Source organism: uncultured Thermosynechococcus sp. (assembly GCF_937958135.1).
Lineage (GTDB): Bacteria > Cyanobacteriota > Cyanobacteriia > Thermosynechococcales > Thermosynechococcaceae > Thermosynechococcus.
In genome coordinates this window covers 1-12,043 of sequence record NZ_CALGOG010000068.1, presented here as the reverse complement: position 1 = coordinate 12,043, position 12,043 = coordinate 1, and the positions used below count along the sequence as shown (strand labels likewise).

Sequence of the window (12,043 nt, the reverse complement as noted above, 5' to 3'; positions counted from 1 at the left end):
GCTCTGGAGAGCGTCATCAGCTTCATCAGCCCTAGACTCAAGGGCAACTGTTCTGGTGACCCTACCTCGTTCAGATACACCCGCCGTAGGCGATCGCCTTGGATGAGAGGAACATAGGGGGTAATCTCTTTTTGCTCCGTCTGAGGGTCAGGGTAAATCACCACCGCCTGCCAGTCAGAAAACATATCGCGCTTTAGGCGTAGATACAGAAAAATCTCCGCAAAGAAGCGCTCGTAGAAGGTATTGTCCCGCTGAAACTGCACTTCACAGAAATACACCACCCCTGCGGGGTCAGGGGGGACAAAGACACCATCAATGCGAAAGGTGGTTTCCTTGAGTTCAATCGAGTCAAAGCGGTAGCCCTCAGCCCCCTCCACGCCCAGGAGGTCAAAGAAGGTTTGGGGCAACTGGGCAAAGAGTTGATAAAACAGGGAATCACGACGCATGGGTTAAAGGGAACAAGGGCAAACCTCTTGAAGGGCATGGGCAATGCCGTAGGCTTTAGTGGGTCGTGGGTAGTGTACTTAATGTCACGCCTTGGTAATAGTGGGTCAAAATCTGGTCGTAAGTGTAGCCCCGCAGTGCCATACCATAAGCCCCCCATTGGCTCATGCCCAAGCCATGACCGTGACCCCGACCCGTAATCGTAAAGGCCACCGGCACACTTTGTCCTGTTTGACTGGCCACATTGCCGTACTCCGGCGTAATTGTTAGGAGAGTACTACGCAGTCCCAAAACCCGCCGTAGTTCACTGCCTGAAATCGTACGGCTACCCGCAGTGCCGATAACTTGTACTGAGATGATTCGCCCTTGAGGCGTCAATTGCAACGGGCGAAAGCCAATGATTGTACCAATACCGGGGAGGCGTTGTTGCAGTTGTGCGGCAGTGAAACGAACCGTCCACTGAAAGTTGGGGGAGACTTGGTCAAAGTCAGGAGCACCGCGCAGGTAAGGCACTACTTTTTGCCAAATAAACTCTGAATTTTCGGTGTGTCCCCCTGAGGAGGCATGAAAAACCGCCTCGATAATACGACCGTTGTACGTCAGCACTTGACCGCGGGTGGCTGCAACGGCAGCTAAGGTACTGGCAGTTTCCGAACTCACTCCTAAATAAACCTGATGGGTCACCGTGGCACCCACGTCGAAAAGGCTACCCGGACGACGGCGCTCGCGATCGCGCCGAAAGAGAGCAAAGGAACGAGAGGCCACTGCTTGGGCTTTGAGGGCTTCCGGTGGCCAAGAGGGATACATTTCCTTACCCACCACACTCGGCAGATACTCCTCTAAATCCACAAGGTTGATGGCGATAATCCCCTCACTGGTACCCACCAATTGCAACCGCCCGCGATACCAGCGATCGCCCACCTGCACGAGGCCATTGTCTCGCGGCTCCAGAAAAATTTGCCGTCCCCGCACGCCCCCTGCTTGTATCCCCAACCCCGTGAGGGCAGCCGTAATCCTCTGCTGTGGTGCCACGGTTAGGACTCGACCTGCTTCATCCCGTAATTGTGCCGGCGTTGAGCTACTAATTGTTACTTGACGTACCCGCTCCAGAACCGCGACCCGCAATTCTACCGCTGCAGCCGTAAGTTGTAGGAGCAGGCTCATCAAGCAGCCCAGACCCACCGACTGCGAGAGAAAACGCCAACGCACAATCAGGTAAAGCATATTTCACTCCTCACGTGGAGGGCAGTTCTTAACGGTGTTCCCGCAGACCACTCCAACCAATGGTAATGAAGCCCACTGCCAATAGAAAACTACGAATGCTTACCCTTAGACGATTCACAAAGGCTTCCTGTTGCGCCCGCTTGACAGCTTCCTGTTGTTGGCTGCGGATACGCTCCCGTGCCTGACCCGCTTGTTTATCAAGGGCTTGGGGGTCTTTTCGCAGTTGCTCCAGAATGGCTCGTTGATCTGGCGGCAGTTGATTGCTCTTGAGGAGCTGCTCCAGTTGGCCGCTACTGGCCAGTTGTTTGATTTGCTGTTGTTCCTGCTCAACCCGGATTTCCGCCTGTGCGGCCTCTTGATTAATTTGGTTCAGCGCCTGTTCCGTAATTTGACCTGTAATTGAGAGGTAAAGAGGAATCCCCAGCAGGCAGAGCAACCCCAACAAACTGGAGAGGACAAAGACCCAAAATCGCCAATCCTTCAGAGCAGGTTCCCCCGGCTGCGGTTGGGTGGCACTCCCGGAGACTGCTTGAATCCAAAAGCCCGTGTAGATAAAGACAAACCCAATCAAAGGAGTGGCACCGCGCTCGATGAATTGGTTGAGGACCGTAAGTTGCCACTGGCTGTTATTGAACTGGGGAGCAATAAAAAGGATGCCCCACTCTGTCAGAAAGGTCAGCAGTAGGATAATTCCCACCAGTTTTAGGAACTGAGCCGCCAAGGGGACAGGTCGCTGGGTTGATTTTGAAGCGGTCATGGACTGCGAATGACTCGTCAACTACTGCATCAACCTTACTGGATTTTAGTGCTGTTGGTTCATGTGATGGGAATAGACTTCCCTGGGGAGCGGCTACCTTTGGCCACCGCAACCTTGGTATACTCCAATTGTGTATGGCGCTGCTGCTGCTGGGTTTAGGGGCACACTTCCCCCCGGTATTGCCGGTTCGCCATCCCTTTGCTCATTGAGGCACAACAAATCCATGGTTATTGTGGCAGTCTTAGCGGCAGGACGAGGCACACGGATGAAATCCTCCCTGCCAAAAGTTCTCCATCCCCTCGGTGGGCGATCGCTAGTGGGTTGGGTTTTGCACCAAGTTCAGTCTCTGCAACCGCAACGACAGTTTGTGATTATCGGCTATGGGGGAGACGCTGTTCGTGCGGCTTTAGCGGATCAGCCCCAATTGGAATTTGTCGAACAGAGAGAGCAACTGGGAACTGGCCATGCGGTGCAGCAACTGTTGCCCTACCTCAAGGACTATGAAGGCCATCTTTTGGTGCTCAATGGCGATGTACCCCTCCTACGGAGTCAAACCCTTGCCCACTTGCTCGAAGTGCATGAGCAACACAACAATGCGGCCACCATTTTAACAGCACAAATTCCCAATCCCCAAGGCTATGGCCGCGTGATTTGCGATAGCCAGAATATCCTCAAGCAGATTATTGAAGACCGCGACTGCACCACCGCCCAAAAACAAAACTGCCGCATCAATGCTGGGGTGTATTGTTTTCACTGGCCGCAATTGGCTCAGGTTTTGCCCCACCTCCAGTCCAATAATGATCAGCAGGAATACTATCTTACGGATGCGGTCAATGCCCTCAGCCCCGTGATGGTCGTGGATGTGGAAGACTATGAGGAGATTCTTGGTGTCAACGATCGCGTTCAGTTAGCAGCCGCCTATCAGGTTCTGCAAAATCGAATCAAGAAAGCTTGGATGCAGGCAGGGGTCACCCTCATTGATCCTGCAAGTACTACGATTGAGGACACTGTGGAATTGGCAGCCGATGTGGTGATTGAACCCCAAACCCATCTGCGCGGCCAAACCCGCATTGGTAGTGGCAGTCTTATTGGCCCCGGCACGTTGATTGAAAATAGTGTGATTGGCGAACGGGTGACGGCGCGCTATGCCGTCATTAGCGATAGTGAGATTGGCAATGATACCCAAGTGGGACCTTTTGTCCATATTCGCCAGCAAAGTGTGGTTGCCGATCGCTGTCGCATTGGCAACTTTGTTGAGCTGAAAAAAGCGCAGTTAGGGAGTGACACCAAGGCCTCTCATCTTGCTTACCTTGGCGATGCCACTTTGGGCGATCGCGTGAATATCGGGGCAGGAACCATTACCGCCAACTATGATGGCGTGCACAAACACCCGACCCACATCGGTAGCGGCAGCAAGACGGGTGCTAACAGTGTTTTAGTTGCTCCGGTAACCCTTGGGGAAAATGTCACGGTGGCGGCGGGTTCAACGGTCACCGAAGATGTACCGGCTAATGCCCTTGTCATTGCCCGCTGTCGTCAGGTGGTCAAACCCAACTGGCAGCCCAAAGCTTAGTCCGCACCACAGCAGGGTTCAACGCCCAGCCGCCGCAGAAGTAAATCACTCACCGCATTGGCCACCGCAAACTCACTGTAGAAGCTTTGGGAAAAATCAAACTCTTGCAGCTCCGTGACCAGTGCCAAGAGAATCCCGCCCAGATCGTGCTCCCCTTCCAACCGCTGACGCCGATACACTTGGGCGGCTCGCTGGGCGATCGCCAGATTCACAGCCTCCGGCAAATACTCGGTGTTGAGCCAATGGAGGAGGGCTTGCTCCAGCCATTCCGCATCCGCAGTGCAGTCGCCACAGGGGGGAAGCTGAATCGGCGGAATCGGGGTACCCATGGCAGAGTCCTAAACTTGTCTGATTACGTTCATCTTATAACTGAACTGGAGGGATGGGCGATACTGGATTCGAACCAGTGACCCCTTCCGTGTGAAGGAAGTGCGCTACCACTGTGCTAATCGCCCTACTTCAGACAATTTTTAATCATATCTTGGAGTGCAGGCTTTTGTAAATCGCTCAAACCAGGCTGCGGCAAATTTCATCAAAGGCGGCGGCAGGATCCGCTGCCTGTAAAATGGGGCGGCCAATTACAAGGTAGGACGCACCGGCAGCAAAGGCGGCAGTCGGTGTTAGCGATCGCGCTTGATCTGCCGTTGCGGTGCCCAGGGGACGAATCCCTGGGCAAATTCTCAAAAATTCCTCTCCCCAGCGTTGTTTTACCCGTGTAGCCTCCTGGGGAGAGCAGACAATGCCCGCTAGTCCCGCTTCATGGGCGAGATCGGCCATGCGTTCAACATAGGTGGCCAGATCCAGGGGAATCTGGAGTTCCTGCTGAAGGGTAGGTGCATCAATGCTGGTGAGCAATGTGACGCCGATAAGTTGGGTAGTGCTGTCTGCGAGAGCCGCCTGAGCGGTTTTCAGACCCGCTAACCCGCTGGCGGTGTGGATGCTCACAAAATCCACCCCATAGGGGGCGATCGCCCGTGCGGCAGCTGCCACCGTATTGGGAATATCGTGGAGCTTCAAATCGAGAAAAATGCGCTTCCCCTGATCCTTGAGCACATCCAGAATAATCGGCCCACTGGCGCAAAAGAGTTCTAGCCCCACTTTCCAAAATTGCACCTGGGGCAGCCTATGAATGGTGGCGATCGCCACCTCTAGATTAGGCACATCCAAGGCCACAATAATTTTGCTGGCAACAGCCGCTTGGGAATTAAACAAGTCGCTTGGGTCTCCTCAGACGATTCACGTTGGACGGCGCACACAGCGCAACAACCACAGTGCCACAATAATACCCGTCAACTGCGCTGCAATCGTATTCACCTTCGCCTGAATCACAAAAATTTCCAGTGGCTCAATCAAGACATTGGTAGCATAGACCGCCGCCCCTTGGGGAATGGAGAGCACCTTGAGCACCAGCATCCCCACATTCCACTCGGCGGCTGCCACGGTGAAAATCATCCCGGCAATATTCACCCAAAGACCGATATTCAGACTGCGGATAACGTGCTCTTTGGTCGGGCGTTTTTGCGGCTGATCCAAGCGCCGTCCCAATTGTGGATAGCGATAGCAGCAGTAAATACTCACCCCCAAAAACACTAAGCCAATAATCGCCAGCACTAGACCCAATGTGGGACTATTCATGCCGTTGGGCGGACGATTGAGATTAAATTGGCGACTAAAGATGACGATAATAATAATCAACAATGAGACAAAGCCAAGGACAACCTGTGTCCAAAAGCCAATCCAGCCAAAGCGTTGCAATTCACGGCCAAGACGGTGAAGGGGCTGGGTGGTGCGAGGGGGGGCATTACCGGGAAGACGTTCCATGGTCGCGTGAGGAAGAGAGCTTAGGCTCGATCATAGCGAACGGTTATCAGGTGCCACCAAATAGGAACACCAATCGCTCCAACTGCCCGCATAGAGTTTGGCGGGGGGGAAGCCAGCGATCGCCAGCCCCAAAAGATCCACACAGGCCGTTACCCCAGAGCCGCAATAGACAATAATCTGCTTCGCCGTGGCCAAGGGTTGCCAGTAGGCTTGCAGCTCCGCGGCAGACTTGAGTCGCCCCTGCTCATCGGAGATAGCCTGCCACGGGTAGTTCACCGCGCCGGGAATGTGGCCGGCCACTGGATCAATGGGTTCAATTTCACCACGATAGCGACGGGGTTCGCGGGCATCCACTATCACGGTTCCGGGGTCTCCTTGGGCAGCAATTACTGCCGCGCGATCCACCACCCACTCCGAACGGGGATGGGGGTTGAAATTTCCCGGCCGCGGGGGTGGGATCACACCGGTAACTGGGTACCCCGCCTCAACATAGCCGCGATAGCCGCCATCTAGGACTGCTGCGCGCTCGTGTCCCAGCCAACGCAAAACCCACCAGCAGCGCGCTGCATAGGCAAACCGCGAATCATCATAGGCCACCACCAGCGTTTCTGGGGTGACCCCCATTTGGTTGAACCGTGCTGCTAACTTCTCTGGATCGGGTAAGGGATGACGCCCCCCATGCAGTTGCCGAGGACTGGAGAGATCCTGCTCTAGGTCGAGATAATACGCTCCCGGAATATGTCCTTGGCGATACTCGCGTTGCCCCCTTTGGGTGTCCATGAGGTCAAAACGGCAATCGGCAATCACCAGCGTTGGATCGGCTAAGTGCTCCGCCAACCAAGAGGCCGTTACGGCATAGGGGATCATCGTTGTCCTGCGGCTAGGCGCGCCATTTCACTTTCGGGAGAATGTGGTTGACATCCACCCGGTGCTTGTATTTGATGGCAAAGTTGAGCAGTGAGTCGAGGAGTGAATCCGACAGATAGTGTGGTTGCAGTCCCAAATCTAGGAGCTTAGTATTTTTGGCGTTAAAGTAGTGCTCCTCTTTCTCTACACGGGGGTTTTCGAGATGTTGAATTTCCACCTTGAGGCCAAGGGCTTTGCCCGCTTCTTGCACTTTGTGAGCCAGATCGCCAACACTGAACTGCTCTGTAAATTGGTTGAGGACGCGAAATTCCCCCGGTTCTGCCGGGTTGTTCACCGCCAATTCAATACACCGCACCGTATCGCGAATATCTAGGAAGCCGCGAGTTTGCCCCCCTTTGCCATAGACGGTGAGGGGATGCCCGATGGCCGCTTGAATGCAGAAGCGATTGAGGGCAGTGCCAAAGATACCATCGTAGTCAAGGCGGTTGATCAGCAATTCATCCATGCCCGTTTCTTCGGTGAGCACGCCATAGACCACCCCTTGGTTCAAATCGGTGGCACGCAGTCCCCAAGTGCGGCAGGCAAAGTGGATGTTGTGGCTATCGTGGACTTTACTGAGGTGATAGAAGCTACCGGGCTGCTTGGGATAGGGCAAGGTATCCTTGCGACCATTGTGCTCGATGGTAATGTAGCCCTCTTCAATGTCAATGTTGGGGGTGCCATATTCACCCATGGTGCCCAACTTTACAAGGTGGCAGTCGGGGTTGTGGGTATGAATGGCGTACAGCAGGTTGAGGGTGCCGACCACATTATTGACTTGGGTGAAGACAGCATGTTCACGATCAATCATGGAGTAGGGGGCGGAGCGCTGTTCACCGAAATGGACAATCGCCTCGGGCTGAAACTCCAGGATGGCGCGCTCAAGGAAGTGATAGTTGCAAATATCGCCAATGTAAAGAGCAATTTTCTTGCCGGTGAGATCCTGCCAGCGTTGCAGACGGTGCTGAATGGGGGCGATCGGCGTGAGGGTCTGCACACACAGCTCATTATCCCAATGCCGCCGAATCAGGCTATCCAAAATCGCCACATCATGACCACGATTTGAAAGGTAGAGGGCTGTTGCCCAGCCACAGTAACCATCACCGCCAATTACGAGGACTCTCATGCTAACCGCGCTGAAATCAATAACTACTCCGCCAGCCATTAAATGGCTTCCATACCACGTTACCAGTAATGGGGACGCGGTTGATCCATTAGGTTAGAATTCAAGGGGAAGTGGGGACAGCGCTTTGGTTTTCGGAAAAGATATGCAGTTTAATCGTTTGTCCTGCCAAGTCAATTTGTACAATATCCCCAAAGAGAACCTCTAGAGCCTCTAATAGGGCTTGGAGTTGCGGTGTGCTGGCCCCCGACTCTTGGTAGAGGCGATCGCTCAACCGGCCGAGGCGCTGCCACGTGGTATAGAGCCGCGCAATCGTACTTTCCAGTTGCGCTGCCTGCTGTAGGAAATCGGTAACGGTTTGCAGTTGCCCAAGGCGCTGGGCTTCCATAAGGACTTGTTCTAGATCCACAGGGTGGCTGTTCAGGGCTTGAATCTGGGGGGCAGCCTCAAGATAGCGGCGCAGTTGACGGGCGGTGGCCGTGACTTCCTTCACGGTGTCCACAGTGGGGTCGCTGGCCAGTTCTTGGCAGAGTTCCTGCTGCTGCGGGGGAGGGAGTTTTTCTAATTCTTTGACCAAGGGGGCAACATAGCGGGGGGCAAGGGTGCGATCGCCGGCCCTTTGGCGCACCACTGGCGGTAGTAGATCGGAGTGCAGGGCAGTCCATTCCTCTTGGAGTTGGCGCACTTGGCGGTGGGTGATGCGATCGCCCGCTGCTGCTGCTTGGGTAATTAGGGCTTGAACTTGCGGATCTGCAGCGGCAGTTTCCAAAAAGGCGCGTTTACTGAAGCGAGAAATGGCTGCCGGGGGTAGAGGACACTCCCTGAGCAATTCATCGGCGCGATCGGCCAACTGAATCAAATCATAGGCGCGACGTTTACTAATCTCGTGTTCTTGGAGCCACTGCTGAAAGCCAATACCCCGCTCATCCCCTTGATGACGATAGCGATCGCGCACCGTCCTTAGAATTTGCCCTCGCCAAATTTCCGTTTGCAGATCAAAACGCTCACACACCTGCCATGCTTGGCGCACCTGTTGGAGAAATTCCTCCTCAGAGAGGGGGGTGTCGGCAGCCGGAATGGGCAAAACAAACTCAGGCGTTGGCTCCATCACTCGGAGAAAACCACAGCTTCAGCAGTATAGCCTATCCCAAAGATTTCAGCTCATGGGCGGGTTGGCAGCGTTTAGGATTGAATTACTGCGTTGACGGGAAGCGTCATGACCACACTACTGGCACCAGCGGTAACGTACCTCACCCCCGAAGCTTACCTCGCTCAGGAAGTGGTGGCAACGGAGCGCCACGAGTATCGTCAAGGAGAACTTTACACTCTGCACGGGGGCAGCGTTAATCATAATGAACTGGTTCGTTCCCTAACTGTGCTATTGAGCTTGGCACTCAAGGAACAGCCCTACCGCGTCACCTGCAATCCTAATAGTCCCAACCCCAACCCAGTCTCGGTCAAATGCCCATCACCTCTGCCGCTGCTGATGTCTCCCTCAACTTTGGCTTAGTCTTGGTCGAGGGAGAGGATGTGGTGCGCCTTGGCCTGTGGACAGGGATTCAACAGCAGTTGGGGATTGAGCCGCTGGTGTTTCACGATGGCCATGGTCTGATCACTTATCTGGAAAACACGCCCCTCGACCAAGAACGCCATCCTTGGATTGTGCTCTGTGATGCCCAACTCACAGTCAATGATGCCACAACGCCTTGGCTGTGGCAGTGGTTGAAACAGCACTATCCTGCTTTGCGGGTCATGCTCACCGTGCGACCGGCTGCCCTTGAACTCGTCTCCCTTGCCCAACAAGTGGGGGTAGAGGGCATTTACCATCGCAATACGGCGTTAAGGGATCTCTTGGCAGGAATTCTGGCCATTGCCCAAGGGGAAATAGTTCACACCGTAACGCCCCCCAAGCCGCCCTTAAGTGTGCTCTTTCCCAAGCGGTGGGATCGTTGGCGGTATCAGATTCTCCGGCAGGGACTGGGGGAAATGGAGGCGTGGTTGCAGGCTTTGGATCAACACTTAGGGCGATCGCGCCTCTCTCCCCTGGAACGCTTGGTCTGCGAAGGGCGCTATCGGGAAATTCGTGCCGCCCACTGGCTGGTGTCGCGTTTATTGCCGCAGCCGAGTCAACCCCCCCCTGCCCCAGGGGTGTCCCCCGTGCGTCCACAGATTGAAATTATTTCTCAACTGGTGGATCGCTGCTTGCAACGGATGCAGTCGGATCTATTGAATCTAACTGCGCGGCCCTTGGAGTTAGAGGTGCTTACCCTGCAACAGCGGCGGGAATTGCTCTATACCCTTTTGCGGCAGTGGGATCTCCTGATCCGTACCCTGCAAACAACTCCCCTAAATGTTGAGTTTTTGCATCAGCAGCGCGATCGCCTGCTCCAGGAGTGGTGGGAACAAAGCCTGCGGGAGTTTTTTCGCCCCTACCGCTTTCTTCTGGGGAGCGATCGCGACCTGATTGAACTGCTGTTGTCGGAAAGGGAAACGGTTCACCAAGTCTATCTTCAACCCCTGCCCTTGGTGGTGGAGTTTCTTGCCCACCTATTGCTACACCAGCCCCTCACTCTGCCGCAGCAGACCTATTCCTATGGCACAGGAGCGGCCCTAGAACTCCTCGATCCCCTCCTTGATCACTGGTTGCTCACTGGTGCCAATGGCATTGTCTATTCGCTGCTCAATCGCTGCTGCTATAGCGGGGCGGTTCAGCAGACCTTTTTTCAAGCCCAGTACATTTCGCTGCGGGAAATGGAGCGCTTTCGCAACGCCCTCTCTTGGCATTACCGCTGGCAACGTTGGATCAAGGAACCGCAAAACATCTTTGAGAGTCGCTTGGTTTTACTGCGGCTCACAGAGCGAGGGATTCAGGAACTGGCGCTGACCGTCCCCCGCCAAAAAGAGCTAATGCAACTTGAGGGCATTCCCTACGCTTTGACCTTAGCCCTTGAGGCGCGGGATGCCTTAGCTCCGCCGGTACGGGCAGTGGTGGCTTGGGTCGGCAAGGGGATAGTCTATCTATTGACGCAGGTGATTGGTCGCGGGTTGGGACTGATTGGCCGCGGCATTTTGCAAGGGATTGGTCAGTCCCTAGGCGCACCGCGCTCGTAGTTGTTCTCTCTTTTTAACGTCGAGATAACCTTAGCTCCTGAATTCTGTGCTAGGGTGGTAGCTAGGTCTTCTTCAATCCTCTAGCATTCAGTACAGCAGCTAAGAAATCGGCCACCAACATGATCTTTTCGGCAATAGTATGCTAGGGTGAGGGAGGAAGAGTTGCGTTTGCCCTGGGTGGCAAAGGCTCTTTTCTGAGGAGTGAAAGGAGTAAATACTTATGTCTCAAAACGTTGCCCGTTGGGCAGTGAGTTCACCACTAGTGCTTTCTCTGCTGGCCACGGGGGGAATGGCGGTTGCCAATCCTGCCGTTCCAGAACCGGCACAGTCTTTACCTTCAAGAGCAGAAATCGAGCAGAGCCTAAGACAGCAAAGAAGTTTGTCCCAAGTGACTTCTGTGAGCCAGCTTTCCGATGTCAACCCCACCGATTGGGCCTATCAGGCGCTGGCTTCCTTGGTGGAGAAATACGGCTGTATTGCCGGCTATCCCGATGGCACCTTCCGTGGTAATCGCGCCGCTACCCGCTATGAAATGGCGGCTGCTCTCAATGCTTGCTTGGATGTCATTAGTGACCGCTTTGCCACCAAAGAAGACCTGGAGGCTCTCCGCCGCCTCACCGAAGAATTCAAAGCGGAACTGGCCACCCTGCGCGGACGCGTGGACAAACTGGAAGCCCGCACCGCCCAGCTAGAAGCTCGGCAATTTGCCACCCTCACCAAACTCAACGCCACCGTTATCTTTAACATTTCAGACGCGAATGATATAAGGGCACGAAACCCTGGTGATGTTCCTCTTTTTCTTCCTCGTCGTACGTTTCTTGTGGACAACACCAATCCCGTGGCCAACCAGCGCACGCGGTTGAACTTTGACACCAGCTTCTACGGCAAGGATCGCCTGCGGCTGCGGCTAGAAGCGTCGAATATTCGACAATACAGTATTGATGGTAATACTAATATCACAAACACCGACATGGGACGGCTGGGGTATGATACTGGTTCCCCCGACAATACCTTTAGACTTGGTAAAGCCTTCTACAGCTTCCCGGTGACCTCCAAAGGGCGTCTTACCCTTGACTTCGTGGGG

The 12,043-nt window shown here is 54.5% G+C and carries 13 protein-coding genes and 1 tRNA gene; 4 read left to right on the top strand and 10 right to left on the bottom strand.

What is annotated here, in order from left to right:
- The 3 genes from Q0711_RS08305 to Q0711_RS08295 all read right to left on the bottom strand — a co-directional run.
- Nucleotides 1-446 (bottom strand): Rpn family recombination-promoting nuclease/putative transposase (locus Q0711_RS08305; protein ID WP_299042264.1); only part of this gene is annotated, 446 nt, incomplete at its 3' end.
- 55 nt (nucleotides 447-501) lie between these two features.
- The gene (locus Q0711_RS08300) at nucleotides 502-1,668 is read right to left on the bottom strand and encodes a SpoIID/LytB domain-containing protein (RefSeq protein ID WP_298613945.1); all 1,167 of its coding nucleotides are present in this window, start codon (nucleotides 1,666-1,668) and stop codon (nucleotides 502-504) included.
- Between the two features lie 28 nt (nucleotides 1,669-1,696).
- Nucleotides 1,697-2,425 (bottom strand): HpsJ family protein, encoded by a 729-nt coding sequence (locus Q0711_RS08295; protein WP_298613947.1) that lies wholly within the window; start codon nucleotides 2,423-2,425, stop codon nucleotides 1,697-1,699.
- Between the two features lie 223 nt (nucleotides 2,426-2,648).
- Between Q0711_RS08295 and glmU the strand changes: the two genes are divergently transcribed.
- Nucleotides 2,649-3,998, top strand: coding sequence for a bifunctional UDP-N-acetylglucosamine diphosphorylase/glucosamine-1-phosphate N-acetyltransferase GlmU (gene glmU, locus Q0711_RS08290; protein WP_298613949.1), 1,350 nt, complete (start codon nucleotides 2,649-2,651; stop codon nucleotides 3,996-3,998).
- Here glmU and Q0711_RS08285 read toward each other — a convergent pair.
- From Q0711_RS08285 to Q0711_RS08255, 7 genes are all read right to left on the bottom strand, one after another.
- Nucleotides 3,995-4,327: a hypothetical protein gene (locus Q0711_RS08285; protein ID WP_298613951.1), complete on the bottom strand. Its 333-nt coding sequence runs from the start codon at nucleotides 4,325-4,327 to the stop codon at nucleotides 3,995-3,997. The genes glmU and Q0711_RS08285 overlap by 4 nt on opposite strands.
- A 54-nt stretch (nucleotides 4,328-4,381) precedes the next feature.
- Nucleotides 4,382-4,453: transfer RNA gene (locus Q0711_RS08280), tRNA-Val, on the bottom strand.
- Nucleotides 4,454-4,505: 52 nt separating this feature from the next.
- Nucleotides 4,506-5,210, bottom strand: a complete 705-nt coding sequence (pyrF, locus tag Q0711_RS08275; RefSeq protein WP_298613953.1) for an orotidine-5'-phosphate decarboxylase — start codon at nucleotides 5,208-5,210, stop codon at nucleotides 4,506-4,508.
- Nucleotides 5,211-5,234: 24 nt separating this feature from the next.
- Nucleotides 5,235-5,819 carry a DUF3611 family protein gene (locus Q0711_RS08270; protein WP_298613955.1) on the bottom strand — a complete coding sequence of 195 codons (585 nt, stop codon included), beginning with the start codon at nucleotides 5,817-5,819 and terminating at the stop codon, nucleotides 5,235-5,237.
- 30 nt (nucleotides 5,820-5,849) lie between these two features.
- Nucleotides 5,850-6,686, bottom strand: a complete 837-nt coding sequence (locus tag Q0711_RS08265; protein WP_298613957.1) for a sulfurtransferase — start codon at nucleotides 6,684-6,686, stop codon at nucleotides 5,850-5,852.
- A 13-nt stretch (nucleotides 6,687-6,699) separates the two neighbouring features.
- Nucleotides 6,700-7,851, bottom strand: a complete 1,152-nt coding sequence (locus tag Q0711_RS08260; RefSeq protein ID WP_298613959.1) for an NAD-dependent epimerase/dehydratase family protein — start codon at nucleotides 7,849-7,851, stop codon at nucleotides 6,700-6,702.
- A 100-nt stretch (nucleotides 7,852-7,951) separates the two neighbouring features.
- Complete coding sequence (locus tag Q0711_RS08255; RefSeq protein ID WP_298617008.1) at nucleotides 7,952-8,956, bottom strand: hypothetical protein; 1,005 nt, start codon at nucleotides 8,954-8,956, stop codon at nucleotides 7,952-7,954.
- 108 nt (nucleotides 8,957-9,064) lie between these two features.
- Between Q0711_RS08255 and Q0711_RS08250 the strand changes: the two genes are divergently transcribed.
- The 3 genes from Q0711_RS08250 to Q0711_RS08240 form a co-directional block, all read left to right on the top strand.
- A complete protein-coding gene (locus Q0711_RS08250; RefSeq protein ID WP_298613963.1) occupies nucleotides 9,065-9,358 on the top strand; it encodes a hypothetical protein in 294 nt (97 codons plus the stop codon).
- Nucleotides 9,310-10,959 carry a DUF3685 domain-containing protein gene (locus tag Q0711_RS08245; RefSeq protein WP_298613965.1) on the top strand — a complete coding sequence of 550 codons (1,650 nt, stop codon included), beginning with the start codon at nucleotides 9,310-9,312 and terminating at the stop codon, nucleotides 10,957-10,959. The genes Q0711_RS08250 and Q0711_RS08245 overlap by 49 nt, the downstream gene beginning before the upstream one ends.
- A 220-nt stretch (nucleotides 10,960-11,179) precedes the next feature.
- A partial coding sequence (locus Q0711_RS08240) for an iron uptake porin (RefSeq protein ID WP_299042261.1) occupies nucleotides 11,180-12,043 on the top strand: 864 nt, incomplete at its 3' end.

Coding starts and splice junctions, on each gene's coding strand:
- Q0711_RS08300 (WP_298613945.1), bottom strand. CDS start 1,668: ATGCTTTACCTGATTGTGCGTTGGCGTTTTCTCTCGCAGTCGGTGGGT.
- Q0711_RS08295 (WP_298613947.1), bottom strand. CDS start 2,425: ATGACCGCTTCAAAATCAACCCAGCGACCTGTCCCCTTGGCGGCTCAG.
- glmU (WP_298613949.1), top strand. CDS start 2,649: ATGGTTATTGTGGCAGTCTTAGCGGCAGGACGAGGCACACGGATGAAA.
- Q0711_RS08285 (WP_298613951.1), bottom strand. CDS start 4,327: ATGGGTACCCCGATTCCGCCGATTCAGCTTCCCCCCTGTGGCGACTGC.
- Q0711_RS08270 (WP_298613955.1), bottom strand. CDS start 5,819: ATGGAACGTCTTCCCGGTAATGCCCCCCCTCGCACCACCCAGCCCCTT.
- Q0711_RS08265 (WP_298613957.1), bottom strand. CDS start 6,686: ATGATCCCCTATGCCGTAACGGCCTCTTGGTTGGCGGAGCACTTAGCC.
- Q0711_RS08260 (WP_298613959.1), bottom strand. CDS start 7,851: ATGAGAGTCCTCGTAATTGGCGGTGATGGTTACTGTGGCTGGGCAACA.
- Q0711_RS08255 (WP_298617008.1), bottom strand. CDS start 8,956: ATGGAGCCAACGCCTGAGTTTGTTTTGCCCATTCCGGCTGCCGACACC.
- Q0711_RS08250 (WP_298613963.1), top strand. CDS start 9,065: ATGACCACACTACTGGCACCAGCGGTAACGTACCTCACCCCCGAAGCT.
- Q0711_RS08245 (WP_298613965.1), top strand. CDS start 9,310: ATGCCCATCACCTCTGCCGCTGCTGATGTCTCCCTCAACTTTGGCTTA.